The organism is Acidimicrobiales bacterium (assembly GCA_022452145.1).
Taxonomy (GTDB): domain Bacteria; phylum Actinomycetota; class Acidimicrobiia; order Acidimicrobiales; family MedAcidi-G1; genus UBA9410.
Genome location: JAKURY010000012.1, coordinates 70,085 through 83,004 on the forward strand (window position 1 = coordinate 70,085; position 12,920 = coordinate 83,004).

Annotated in this window: 12 protein-coding genes; 5 read left to right on the plus strand and 7 right to left on the minus strand. The window is 68.9% G+C overall.

Annotated elements, in window-relative coordinates; translation table 11 throughout:
- Nucleotide 1 precedes the first annotated feature (1 nt).
- Both MK177_06195 and ltaE read right to left on the minus strand, forming a co-directional pair.
- Nucleotides 2-820, minus strand: a complete 819-nt coding sequence (locus tag MK177_06195) for an SDR family oxidoreductase (protein ID MCH2426908.1) — start codon at nucleotides 818-820, stop codon at nucleotides 2-4.
- 90 nt (nucleotides 821-910) lie between these two features.
- A complete protein-coding gene (gene ltaE, locus MK177_06200) occupies nucleotides 911-1,969 on the minus strand; it encodes a low-specificity L-threonine aldolase (protein ID MCH2426909.1) in 1,059 nt (352 codons plus the stop codon).
- A 64-nt stretch (nucleotides 1,970-2,033) separates the two neighbouring features.
- On the opposite strand from ltaE, the gene MK177_06205 reads away from it, so the two are divergent.
- Nucleotides 2,034-2,942, plus strand: coding sequence for a dihydrodipicolinate synthase family protein (locus MK177_06205; GenBank protein MCH2426910.1), 909 nt, complete (start codon nucleotides 2,034-2,036; stop codon nucleotides 2,940-2,942).
- Between the two features lie 44 nt (nucleotides 2,943-2,986).
- Nucleotides 2,987-4,018 (plus strand): NYN domain-containing protein, encoded by a 1,032-nt coding sequence (locus tag MK177_06210; protein ID MCH2426911.1) that lies wholly within the window; start codon nucleotides 2,987-2,989, stop codon nucleotides 4,016-4,018.
- Nucleotides 4,019-4,064: 46 nt separating this feature from the next.
- Here MK177_06210 and MK177_06215 read toward each other — a convergent pair whose 3' ends face one another.
- Nucleotides 4,065-5,240, minus strand: a complete 1,176-nt coding sequence (locus MK177_06215) for a cytochrome P450 (GenBank protein ID MCH2426912.1) — start codon at nucleotides 5,238-5,240, stop codon at nucleotides 4,065-4,067.
- 2 nt (nucleotides 5,241-5,242) lie between these two features.
- A complete protein-coding gene (locus tag MK177_06220) occupies nucleotides 5,243-5,899 on the minus strand; it encodes a hemolysin III family protein (protein MCH2426913.1) in 657 nt (218 codons plus the stop codon).
- 83 nt (nucleotides 5,900-5,982) lie between these two features.
- On the opposite strand from MK177_06220, the gene betA reads away from it, so the two are divergent.
- The 3 genes from betA to MK177_06235 are packed head-to-tail and all read left to right on the plus strand — an operon-like array spanning nucleotide 5,983 to nucleotide 9,639.
- A complete protein-coding gene (gene betA, locus MK177_06225) occupies nucleotides 5,983-7,638 on the plus strand; it encodes a choline dehydrogenase (protein ID MCH2426914.1) in 1,656 nt (551 codons plus the stop codon).
- A 27-nt stretch (nucleotides 7,639-7,665) separates the two neighbouring features.
- Nucleotides 7,666-8,775: a hypothetical protein gene (locus tag MK177_06230; GenBank protein MCH2426915.1), complete on the plus strand. Its 1,110-nt coding sequence runs from the start codon at nucleotides 7,666-7,668 to the stop codon at nucleotides 8,773-8,775.
- A 21-nt stretch (nucleotides 8,776-8,796) separates the two neighbouring features.
- On the plus strand, nucleotides 8,797-9,639 hold the full coding sequence (locus MK177_06235; GenBank protein MCH2426916.1) for a phytanoyl-CoA dioxygenase family protein: 843 nt from the start codon (nucleotides 8,797-8,799) through the stop codon (nucleotides 9,637-9,639).
- A gap of 27 nt (nucleotides 9,640-9,666) precedes the next feature.
- On the opposite strand, the gene MK177_06240 is transcribed toward MK177_06235, so the two are convergent.
- The 3 genes from MK177_06240 to MK177_06250 form a co-directional block, all read right to left on the minus strand.
- Nucleotides 9,667-10,734, minus strand: a complete 1,068-nt coding sequence (locus tag MK177_06240) for a zinc-binding dehydrogenase (protein MCH2426917.1) — start codon at nucleotides 10,732-10,734, stop codon at nucleotides 9,667-9,669.
- Between the two features lie 39 nt (nucleotides 10,735-10,773).
- Complete coding sequence (locus MK177_06245; protein MCH2426918.1) at nucleotides 10,774-11,952, minus strand: steroid 3-ketoacyl-CoA thiolase; 1,179 nt, start codon at nucleotides 11,950-11,952, stop codon at nucleotides 10,774-10,776.
- Nucleotides 11,953-12,039: 87 nt separating this feature from the next.
- A partial coding sequence (locus MK177_06250) for an acyl-CoA dehydrogenase family protein (GenBank protein MCH2426919.1) occupies nucleotides 12,040-12,920 on the minus strand: 881 nt, incomplete at its 5' end.

Consider the following 12,920-nt stretch of genomic DNA (forward strand, 5'->3'; position numbering starts at 1 on the left):
CTCAGTCGTCCCGGCCGAGCACGTCGGCGAGGCTGGGGAAGTCGCTGGGCGGCATTATGTCGACGGTCGCCGACCGCTGCTGGGAGAGCATCCCGCCGTCGACCTTGATCACGTCGCCGGTGATGTAGGCGGCATCGGGGGAGGCCAGGAACAGTGCCGGGCCCGCCATGTCGTCCGGGTCGCCGGGGCGTCCCAGGGGGATGTTCTCGCCGCGCAGGCGGCGGGCGTCGGCGTCCATGCCCTCGGTGTCGATGGAGCCGGGCATCAGGGCGCACACCCGGATGCCGTAGGGCCCCAGGTCCAGCGCCATGGCCCTGGTGAGGGCCTCGATGCCGCCCTTGGAGGCGTCGTAGGCGGTGAACGCCCGGTGGGCCCGGGTAGCGCCGCCCGACGACATGTTGATGATCACGCCGGAGCCGGCGGCCGCCATGATCCGTGCCGCCCGATGCGAGCAGAGGAAGTGGCCGGTGAGGTTGACGTCGATGATGCGCCGCCACCAGGCCTCGTCGGCCTCGAAGAAGTGGAGCATCGGGCTGATGATGCCGGCATTGTTGACGAGCACGTCGACGGTGCCAAAGGCCTCCAGCGTGGCATCGAACATGGACCCGACCTGACCGCTGTCCGACACATCGGCAACGGCACCGATGGCAGTGCCGCCGGCGTCCGAGATGGCGCCGACGACGGCGTCGACCCGGTCGGAATCGATGTCGTTGACCGTCACGTGGGCGCCTGCGCCTGCGAACCGTTCGGCGATGGCCTGCCCGATGCCCTTGCCGGCTCCGGTGACGACGACGACCTGGCCCTCGTGACTTCCTGACATGTCCTTCACCCTCCGGCGGCCGATCGAGGAGGCCCGCCCGTACGCGGGAGGCTACCGGTGACCGGTAGAAGGCGCCGGACCGGAGTCGGTTCAGACGTCGCCGAAGAAGCGGGTGAACGAGTCGACGACCAGGTCGGCCCCGGTGTCATCCACATCCAGATGTGTGACGAAGCGCATGGTCGGTGCCCAGAAGGTGGCGAGGATCCCGTCGGCCACGAGATGGTCGACCAGGGCGTTGTGGACCTCGGCCGGCGGCGTGATCCACAGCATGTTCGTGGCGTGCACTACGTCGAGCCCATCGATGCCGGACAATCCGTCAGCGATGCGACCGGCCCGCTCGTGGTCATCGGCCAGACGTACGACGTGGTTGTCCACCGCGTACAAGCCGGCGGCCGCCAGGTGCCCGACCTGGCGCATGCCTCCGCCCAGCATCTTGCGGAGCCGGTGGGCCCGACCGATCGACGCCCGGTCGCCGACGAGCACCGTTCCGACCGGGGCCCCCAGGCCCTTGGACAGGCACAGCGACACGGTGTCGGCGTGGGCGGCGAAGGCATCGATGCCTACTCCAGCCGCGGTGGCCGCGTTGAACAGGCGGGCCCCGTCGAGATGGACGGCCAGCCCGCACCCACGGGCCGCCGAAGCCAGGGACGCCACGTGGTCGACGGACTGGACGTGGCCGTTCACCGTGTTCTCGAGGCTCAGCAGCGTGGTGACCGGGTGGTGCTGGTCGGGCTCCTTGACTGCGGCCCGCACGTCGTCAGCGGTGAAGTGGTTGGTCTCGTCGACCTCTATCGGCCATGGGATGGCGCTGCCCAGGGCTGCCGTTCCGCCCGCCTCGTTGATCAGCACGTGCGAGGTACGCCCGATCAGGTACTCATCGCCACGCTGGCAGTGGCTGAGCACAGCGGCCAGGTTGGACTGGGTGCCCGAGGAGAAGAAGAGGCCGCCTTCCTTGCCCGCCATGTCGGCTACCCGGTCCTGGAGGGCTCGGACCGTGGGGTCCTCGTCGTAGACGTCGTCGCCCACCTCGGCTGAGGCCATGGCCTCGCGCATTTCGGGCGTGGCTCGAGTGATCGTGTCGCTACGGAGATCTGCGCGGATGCCGGTCGCGGGGAGCGACTGGTCGGGAGAGGTCGGCGAGGAGGACATCGGCGCAGGATACGTGTCCGATGTGTCACGATCCCCGTCCAGCGATGAGCGAGGTGTGACGAGCATGGGAGGCCAGCCGGAGCCGCTGCTGCCCGATGGGGTGGTGGCACCGATCCTGACGCCGTTCGAGGCCGACCTTTCGGTCTCCCACGACCGGTTGGTGGCCCATGCGCAGAGGGTGCTCGACGAGGGATGCGTGGGCCTGGCCGTGTTCGGCACGACGGGGGAGGCCCTGTCCGTTGCCACCCGCGAACGCGAGGCGGCCCTCGAGGCCCTGGTCGCCGGCGGCATCGACCCCGGCGTGATGATCGTGGGTACAGGGGTGACCAACCTGCCGGGCACGGTGCACCTGACCCGCCATGCCATGGAGCTGGGCTGCCGGGCCTGCCTGGTGCTCCCGCCCTTCTACTTCAAGGATCCGGATCCCGAGGGCCTGTTCCGCCACTTCGCCGGCCTGGTGGAGCGGATCGGCGACGACCGGCTGCGGATCATGCTCTACCACATCCCCCAGGTGGCCGGCGTGGGCCTCCCAGTCCCGCTGGTAGCCCGTCTGCGCGCCGAGTTCCCTGAGGTCGTCGTGGCCATCAAGGACTCGTCTGGCGACTGGGCCAACACCGGGGCGCTCTTCGGCATCGACGGCCTCACCGTCTACCCGGGGGCCGAAATGCCCCTGCTCGACGCCCTGAACCGCGGCGGGCCGGGTTGCATAACGGCCACGGCCAACGTCAACGCCGGGCCGGTGGCAGAGGTGATCCGCCTACACGTCTCCGGTGGCCGACCGGCGGCCGAGGCGGCCATGGAGGGGGTGCGGGCCTTCCGCCTGCTCATGCAGGAGTACCCGGCCATCCCCACCCAGAAGCGTCTCCTGGCCCTGAGGCTGGACGACCCGATCTGGGCGACGGTGAGGCCGCCGTTCCTGCCCGCGGACGAGGCGGTCGGGATCAGGTTGGAGGAGCGCATAGCCGAACTCTGAGCGGCATCGGAGGAACTCCGGCACGGGCGTGTGATGCTGTCGGGATGCGAACGGATGACAACGAGGAACGCATAGGCCTCTTCCTCGACTACGAGAACCTCGCCATCGGTGCCCGTCAGGACCTGGGCATGAACCGCTTCGACTTCGGACCCATAGCCCGGGCCATGGCCGAGCGGGGAAGGGTCGTCTACCGGCGGGCCTATGCGGACTGGTCGGGCTTCGACGAGGACAGGCGCCATCTCACCCGCCACCAGGTCGAGCTGATCGAGATTCCGCAGCGCATGGGGACCAGCCGCAAGAACTCGGCCGACATCAAGATGGTCGTCGACGCCCTGGAGCTGGCCTTCGAGCGCGAGCACGTCACCACGATCGTCATCTGCACCGGCGACAGCGACTTCACGCCCCTGGTGCAGAAGCTCCGAGAGCTTGACCGGCGTGTCATAGGCATCGGCGTCCGGGACTCCACGTCGAAGCTGCTCCCGCCGGCGTGCGACGAGTTCATCTACTACGACAGCCTGGAGGGCGTGGAGGCCAGCATCGCCGCCAGCAGGGCACCGAAGGCCTCCCGGGCTGTCGATGCGGACGACGAGGCCCCCGTCGAGGCACCGCCGTTGGACGAACTGGTGATCTCCACCCTGGTCGGCATGCAGGGCTCCAGCGAGGACGTGCGCGCGTCGACGTTGAAGCGGGCCATCACCCGCATCGACCCGACGTTCAACGAGTCCGACCACGGTTTCCGGGGGTTCACCGAGCTGCTCCGGCACCTCGCCGATCGCAAGGTCGTCGAGCTGTCCGGGCCGAAGCGTGACCCGGAGGTGGACCTGGTGACCGGCGACGGGCCAGGCCAGGCGGCCTTCGAGTTGCTGGTGACCGTGGTGGCCGACAAGGCAGGGAAGAAGGGTGCGGCCCTGTCCGGCCTCAAGACCGAGATGAGCCGCCGGGACGATGGCTTCAACGAGCGTGCGCTGGGCTACGGCGGCTTCCTGCAGTTCTGCAAGGCGGCGGCGGCCCGTGACCTGGTTGCCATGGCGTGGGACGACGCGCGGGGTGACTACCTGCTTTCGCCGGCTGGCTAAGCCTCCTGGAGTCATTCTGCTGGACTGACCGCCATCGGGCCGCGGCTCAACTCGGGCTGAAGGCGAGGTTCAGGGGCCGGCGCACGTAGTTTCCGGTGGCGTACTCCATGGCGTCGGCGTCGACCACGTAGTCGGGGCAACGGGCCAGCAGTTCATCGAGGACCACCCGGCCCTGTAGTCGGGCCGCTGCTGCGCCCAGGCAGTGGTGGGCTCCGTAGCCGAGGCTCAGGATCCTGGTCGGCCCGCGCCCCACGTCCAGAGCCTCCGCGTCGTCACCGAACTCCCTGTGGTCGCGGTTGGCTGCTGCGTAGCCGAGCAGGACCTTTGCACCCGTGGGGATGGTCGTGCCGTGTAGGCGGACGTCCCGCGTGGTGGTGCGGGCCAGGTTCTGGACGGGGCTAGTGAGGCGCAGCAGTTCCTCGACGGCCGCCGTGACCATCGTCGGGTCGTCGGCCAGGCGTCGTCGCTGGTCGGGGTGGTCGTGGAGGAGCACGGCCGAGCCGCCCAGCAGGCCCGTGGTGGTGTCGTTGCCACCGGTGACCATGGTGAAGGCGAACCCGAGGATCCACAGGATCGACACCTGGTCGGCGCCCATGGCGACCAGACGGGAGACCATGTCGTCGCCCGGGTCGGTGCGGCGTCGTTCGATCAGCTCGCCGAAGTAGCCGAGCAGGTCGGCGATTCCCGATTCGGGACCGTCGGTGTTGCCCTGGGCGGCGGCTGCCACGATCTGCTCTGTCCACCCGTCGAACAGCGGGCGGTCCTCGGGCGGTACCCCCAGGTAGTGGGCTACGACGAAGCTGGGGAGCGGCTTGAAGAGGGAGGCGACGATGTCGCCGCCACCATCGGAGCGGAGTCGCTCCAGGCGCTCGACCACGAATGCGCGGACGTCGGGCTCGATGTCGGACACCTGCCGGGGAGTGAACCCGTTGCCGACCAGGCGACGGAAGGCCGTGTGCTCGGGCGGGTCCAGGAAGACGATCGGGGTGGCGTCGCCCATGTCGAGGCCGGTGCCCGCATCGACGGTCAGCCCGCTGGCAGACGAGAAGGTGGCCGTGTCGCGCACGGCGTCGTACACGTCGGCGAACCGGGACAGGAACCAGAAGTCGCCGTCGACGACGTGGTGGACCGGGTCGTGGTCGCGTAGGTCCCGGTACATGGGGAACGGATCACGCCAGGCCTCGCCGGAACGCAGTTCGAACAGGGCCGGGCGCACGGTCATCGTCAACCGGCCTTGGGTAGCACTATGAAGGCGATGGCCACGTAGTGCAGGACCGCGGCGGCCACCGTGCAGGCGTGGAACACCTCGTGGAAGCCGAACGTCTCGGGCCACGGGTCGGGTGTCCGGAAGGCGTAGACGACTGCACCCGCGGTGTACAGCAGCCCGCCGAGCAGCAACAGGACGAAACCGGCTACCCCCAGGTGGTGCCAGGCGTCTGCAACCACCGGCAGCAGGCACCACCCGACCACCAGGTAGGGGATGGCCACCACCGGCTTCGGCGCCCGGGTGAACCGCAGGCGGAACCAGATGCCGACCGCTGCACCGCCCCACACCATGGGAAGTACCAACCTGGCCGCCCACGGAGACAGGGCGAAGGCGGCCACAGGGGTGTAGCTGGCCGCGATGGCGATGAAGATCGTGGCATGGTCGAGCCGTTGCATGAGTCGCTCGCTCCGCTCGCCCCACGGGATGCGGTGGAAGAGCGCCGATACGCCGAACAGGGCTACGACTGCCAGCGAGTAGAGGGCGATGATGAACCGGGGCCCGACCCCGGGTGCCCGCACGATCATGATCGGCGCCAGGGTCAGCGAGGCCACGAACGCCATCCGGTGCGACACCCCTCGGAACCGGGGCTTGGCGGGAGCGGCGGTCGTGACCACGATCGGCCACCCTACGGGGCGCGTCCGGTGGGCCGGGTCGGGCAGAATCGGGGATCGCCGTGGTGGGCACGGCCGGAGGGCGCATGTCTGATCGCTACGACTTCGTGATCGTCGGTGGTGGGTCCGCGGGCTGTGCGTTGGCCAACCGCCTCAGCGCCGATCCATCCAACCGGGTCCTCGTGCTCGAGGCCGGGCGCCGCGACTGGAAGGTCGACGTGGTCATACACATGCCGGCCGCCCTGTCGATGGGCATAGGCAACCGTTTCTACGACTGGATGTACGAATCCGAGCCCGAGCCCGAGATGGCGGGTCGCCGGGTGTACCACGCCCGGGGCAAGGTGCTGGGCGGGTCGTCGAGCATCAACGGGATGATCTTCCAGCGGGGCAACCCGATGGACTACGACCGCTGGGCTGCCACACCGGGCTGTGGGGCGTGGGACTGGGCCCACTGCCTCCCGTACTTCAAGCGTCTGGAGACGTGCATCGCTGGGGCCGACGACTGGCGGGGCGGCGAGGGGCCGCTGAAGCTGGAGCGGGGTCCGGCAACCAGCCCGCTGTTCGAGGCATTCTTCGAGGCTGTGCGGCAGGCCGGCCACCCGATGACCAGCGACGTCAATGGCTACCGCCAGGAGGGCTTCAACGCCTTCGACCGCAACGTCTACCGGGGCCGGCGCCTCTCGGCTGCCCGGGCCTACCTGCATCCTGTCCTGCACCGGAAGAACCTGGACCTGGTCACGAAGGCGCACGCCACCCGGCTCGTCATGGATGGCACCCGGGTGACAGGCGTGGAGTACCAGCGGCGGGGGCGGCGCCACGTGGCCACCGCCGCCGAGGTGGTCTCGTGTGGTGGTGCCATCAACACTCCGCAACTGCTGCAGCTCTCGGGCATCGGACCGGCCGGGGTGCTGCGAGATGCCGGGGTCACGCCGGTCGTGGACCTGCCGGGCGTGGGCGAGAACCTCCAGGACCACCTTGAGGTATACGTGCAGTACGCCTGCAACGAGCCTGTTTCGCTGGCCCCGAACCTGGCGAACTGGCGTAGGCCGTGGATCGGCCTGCAGTGGCTGTTCCGACGTGGGCCCGGGGCGTCGAACCACTTCGAGGCGGGCGGGTTCCTGCGCAGCAACGACGACGTGCCATGGCCGAACCTGATGTTCCACTTCCTGCCCGTAGCCGTCCGCTACGACGGGTCAGTGCCGGCGGCCGGGCACGGCTACCAGTTCCACATCGGGCCCATGTTCTCCAACAGCCGCGGGTGGGTCCGGATCCAGAGCGACGACCCGTTCCAGAAGCCGAGGATGCTGTTCAACTACCTGTCGACGGTGGAGGACCGCCGGGAGTGGGCCGAGGCGATTGCCGTCGCCCGCAACATCATGGGACAGCCGGCCTTCGACCGCTACAACGGCGGCGAGATCTCGCCCGGACCCGACGTGAATGGCGACGAGGCGGTGCTGGAGTGGGTGCGTGCCGATGCCGAGACCGCGCTTCACCCGTCCTGTACGGCCCGCATGGGCACCGATCCGATGGGCGTGGTCGACCCGTCCACCATGCGAGTCCACGGCGTACAGGGCCTGCGGGTGGTGGACGCCTCGGTGATGCCGACGCTCACCAACGGCAACATCTACGCCCCGGTGATGATGATCGCCGAGAAGTCTGCTGACCTGATCCTCGGAAACGCGCCGCTGCCGGCCAGCGACGCCCCGCAGTACCGGCACGGCGAGTCGGAACCCGACTGGTAGGGCCGGTCGGGGCGACAGGAGGGGATCGTGGGACTGCAGATAGGGCTCGGGTCGAGGATCCGGAAGTCGCCGTTCTTCGACGCCCTGGTCCGCCACGGGCTGACGCACGTCAGCGTCTACAACCACATGTACATGCCCGGGTCGTTCGGCGATCCCGACGAGGAGTACAGGGCGCTCGTCGAACGAGTCTCGCTGTGGGATGTGGCAGCTCAACGCCAGGTTGAGGTGGTCGGGCCGGACGCCTTCACCCTCTGCCAGTACGTGTCGGCCCGTGACCTTCGGGGCATGGCCGTCGGCCGGGTGCGGTACGCCCCCATGTGCGACCACGACGGGATCCTCATCAACGACCCGATGGTGTTGAAGCTGGCCGAGGACCGGTTTTGGATCTCGATAGCCGACAGCGACGTATTGCTGTGGTGTCAGGCGGTGGCGGTCGAGCGGGGCCTGGACTGCCGGGTGTTCGAGCCGGACGTCTCACCGTTGGCCGTCCAGGGTCCACGTGCCGATGACACCATGGCCGATTTGTTGGGCGACTGGGTGGGCGACGTGCCGTTCTTCGGGTTCGTCGAGACCAGTCACGACGGCATCCCGTTTGTACTGTGCCGATCCGGGTGGAGCGGTCAGGGAGGGTTCGAGTTGTTCCTGCAGGATGGGTCCCGTGGGCTGGACCTGTGGGACGCTGTGTGGGCGGCGGGGGAGAAGTATGGGATCCACCCGGGCGGGCCGACGCTGAACGAACGGATCGAGAGCGACCTGTTCTCCTACCGGGCTGACTGCGGAGCGGGGGCGTCGCCGCTGGAGGTCGGCCTGGAGAAGTTCCTTTCGCTGGACCGCGACGACGAGTTCATCGGCCACGCGGCCCTGTTGGCCGAGCGGTCACGGGGGCCGGCTCGGCGGCTGGTGAAGGCCATGCTGTCAGGGGAGCGGCTGCTGGCGACCAGCGAGTCGCCCTGGCCGGCCTACGGCCCGGACGGCTCGCCCTGTGGCGAGGTTCGGGTGGCCGTCTGGTCGCCGAGGCATGACTCCAACCTCTGCCTGGCGCTGGTGTCGGCTGAGGTGGCGGGAGGGCCCTTTTCGACAGTGGCCCCAACGGGAGAGGCCCTCCAGGCCACCCACCACCACTTCTTCGCCGAGTAGACGAGGTGACAGACTCCGGACATGAGCGCGGCTGCAGAGATCCGAGAGCGTGGCTACACCGTGCTCGAGGGGGCACTCGACTCAGACACGCTCGCCCGGTTCCGGGTGGAGCTTCAGCCGTTCCTGGACGATGGGCCACTCGGGCGCAACGACTTCGAGGGGTACTCCTCCAAGCGGGTCTACGCCCTCCTTGCCAAGACGCCGACCGTGGCCGACCTGGTCGAGCACCCGGACGTGCTGGGCATGGTCGACGAGTTCCTCATGCCCAACTACCTGCTGACGTCGTGCCTGGCCATCGACGTGCACCCTGGTGAGACCCGCCAGTCGTTCCACTTCGACGACGGTGGTGTGAACCAGCCTCGGCCCCGCCGTCCGGCCGGCATCTCCACGATCTGGGCCATCGACGACTTCACCGATGACAACGGCGCCACCGAGGTCATCCCGGGCAGCCACCTGTGGGGCGACAAACGTCCCGACCCTGAGAGCGCCGAGGTCGTCAGGGTCACTATGTCGGCCGGGTCCGTGGTCGTGTTCGCCGGCACGCTCTGGCACCGTGGCGGCGCCAACCACAGCGACGCCAACCGGCTCGGCATCACCCCGCAATACTGCGAACCGTGGGCACGCCAACTCGAGAACATGATCCTGGCCGTCGGCCCGAAGGCAAGGGACTACTCCGACCGCATCAAGGCCATGCTCGGCTACAGCATCACGCCGCCGTTCATGGGCTACGTCGATGGACGTCACCCGATGAAGTACCTCGACGACGACTTCAACCCGGACAGCACCGGTGACGGCGCACGATCACGGGTCTTCTGGGACGACGAGTACCGGTTCCGGCCCGCAGACGCCACTGACGGCACCTGACCGCAGCGCCCCACGGCGCCACAAGGGTTAGTGCGTGTGCTTCAGCACCGCCCGTACGGCGTCCTCGTCGCCGTCGCGGTGCAGCAGCGCCATGGCCCGGTCGACCTCGTCCAGGCCCAGCACGGCACCCAGCAGGGGGCCGGTCGGGAACCCGCCCCCGTTCAGGATCCGGGCCGCCTCGTCCACCGAGGCAGCGTCCCCACCGGCCCCACCCATCACCGTCAGGCCCTTCATCACGACCGTGTCGGATACCACCGACACGGCCTGACGGTCTTTCAGTCCGGCCCAGATGACCGTGCCGCGGTGGTGCACCATGTCGAAGCACAGCCCGGGCGTGATCGGGGCGCTCGCCAGGTCCACGGCCAGGCTGGCCCCGAACCCGCCGGTCAGGTCCATTACCGCCGCCACCGGATCGTCGACCGTCACGTCGACCGTCACGTCGGCTCCCACCTCGGTGGCTACGGCCAGGCGTTCGGCGTCGTCGGCGGTGCCGGTCACGATCACGGTGCCGGCCCCCAGCGACCTCGCGTACGCCGCACACGTCAGGCCCATGTGCCCGGGCCCCTGGATGACGATCGACTGGCCCGCCTGGAACCCGGCCCGCCCCAGCCACGACACCATGTTGGACAGCGGCTCGAATAGCGTCAACTCCTCGGCCGACACCTCGTCGGTAAGCGGGGCCAGGTGGGTGCCGGGTAGCACCGCCATGTACTCGCCGTAGCCGCCCCACAGGCCGGCTCCCTCGTCCAGGCCGAACGAGTAGCCGTAGCACCGCACGCCGAACGGGTTGCCCTCGTACGGCGGCCCGTACCACACGATGTCTACCGCCACCCGGTCGCCGACCTCGACACCCAGGTCGGCGTCGTTCGCGAGGGCGTGTACCCGTCCCACGATCTCGTGGCCCGGGACCACCGGCGACACTTCGCCCGGTACGTGCTGGTGCCCGGCCAACTGCGCCACGTCGCTGTGGCACAGCCCGACGGCCTCCACGGCCAGCACCGCACCGCCCGGCGGAGGTGTCGGCACCGCGAAGTCGTCACGCAGCGCCCACGTGCCGTCACCGTGGAACACCACGGCCCTGCATGTGTCGGACATGGTCCCTACGCCCTCATCCGGCGGATCGCTGAGCGGTTCCTACAGCCGTTGGATCAACGTGCCGGTACCCAGCCCACCACCGCAGCACATGGTCACCACGGCGTACTCGCCGCCGGTGCGCTGCAGCTCGTGCACGGCCTTGGTGGTCAGGATGGCACCGGTGCCACCCAACGGGTGGCCCAGGGCGATGGCGCCGCCGTTCGGGTTGACGGTCTCCATGTCTGGCGAGAGCTCCTTCTCCCACGCCAGCACCACTGAGGCGAATGCCTCGTTGATCTCGACCACGTCGATGTCTTCCATCGTCAGGTCGTTGTCGGCCAGCAGCTTCTGCGTGGCTCCGATCGGACCGGTCAGCATTAGCTCCGGGTCCGAACCCACCAGGCACGAGTCGACGATCCGGGCGATGGGCTCGACGCCGAGGGCGGCGGCCTTCTCTGCGGTCATGAGCAGCAACGCACCGGCACCGTCGGAGATCTGCGACGAGGTGCCGGCCGTGTGCACGCCGTTCTCCCGACCCGTCGGCTTCAGGTTGGCCAGCGACTCCAGGGTCGTGTCCCTCAGGCCCTCGTCCCGGCTGACGGTGGTCGTCCCACCGGTCGGCCTGCCGTCATCGTCCAGCACGGGGGCTTCGACGGCCACAATCTGGGTGGCGTAGCGGTCCTCGTCCCACGCCCGGGCCGCCCTGGCCTGGGACTGCACGCCGAATGCGTCCGTGTCGGCCCGGGTGATGCCCCACTGGTCGGCGATGCGCTCGGAGCCCTCGAACTGCGACGTGAACTCGAAGTGCTCGTAGTAGTTGCGGTTCACCGGGGCACCCGAGTCAGGGTCCTTCGGACGCGTGGCTCCGAACCCGACCCGGCTCATCAACTCCACGCCACAGCCCACGGCGGCGTCGACTACGCCCGACGCCACGAGGGCGTAGGCCATGTTGGTGGCCTGCTGCGACGACCCGCACTGGGCGTCGACAGTGGTGGCCGGCACCTCCAGGGGCAGGCCGGCGGTCAGCCACGCCGTGCGGGTCACGTTCATGGACTGCATGCCGACCTGGCCGACACAGCCGCCTACCACCTGGCCGACCTCCAACGGGTCGATCCCTGTTCGGTCGAACAGCGCCTTCTGGACGGTGCCCAGCACGTCGACGCTGTGGCAGGTCGATAGGCCCCCGTTGCGACGCCCAACCGGTGTCCTCACGGCATCGACGATCACGACATCTCGCATGTTGCTCTCCTGGTTCTCGAGTTCCGGGTTGGGTCGGCGGTCCCGCTGGCCGCCGGGTGGTCGGGTGGTCGGGTCGAACGGTCGGGCTCAGATGGGCAGGTCGCCGGTGGCCCGGGCCGTGGACCCAGTATCGGTCCAGGCGGCGATGGATCGCTGGGCGATCCGCATCTGGTGCACTTCGTCGGCGCCGTCGGCGAACCGGGCCCAGCGGGCCTGCTGGAACATGTGGGCCAGCGGCGTGTCGGTCGAGTAGCCGAGCGCTCCGTGCACCTGGATTGACCGGTCGATGATCCGGTTCAGGCTGTTGGCCACGAAGTGCTTCGCCATCGACACCTCCGACTTGAAGTCCTCGCCCCGGTCGATCTTGTAGGCGGCGTGCAGCACCATCAGCTTCGACTGGTAGAGCTCCATCGTCGAGTCGGCGATCATCCACTGGATGCCCTGCTTCTCGGCCAGCAGCGACCCGTGGCTGAAGCGGTTCAGAGAGCGCTCCACCATCATGTCCAGCGCCATCTCGGCCTGGGCGATCCAGCGCATGCAGTGGGCCAGGCGGGCCGGCCCCAGCCGGTACTGGCCCAGCAGGTGCCCCTGGCCCCGGCCGCCCAGCATCTGATCGTCGTGCAGCCGCAGGTCCTCGATGAGGATCTCCGAGTGCCCTGTCGAGCCGTGCATCGTCTCGATCTGGCGAACCTCGGTCCACCCGTCTGACGGGATGTCCACGAGGAACGCCGAGTTGGCCGCCTGGGGTATCTCCGGGTTCTCCTCGGTGCGGCACACCAGGATGGCGAACTTCGCCCTGTGGGCGTTTGAGATGAACCACTTGTGGCCGTTGATGACCCACTCGTCGCCGTCCGTGTACGCGCTGGTACGGATGAGCGTCGGATCCGAGCCGGCCACCTCCGGTTCGGTCATGGCGAAGCACGACCACGTGGTGCCCTCGCAGAGCGGTCGCAGGTACTTCTCCTTCT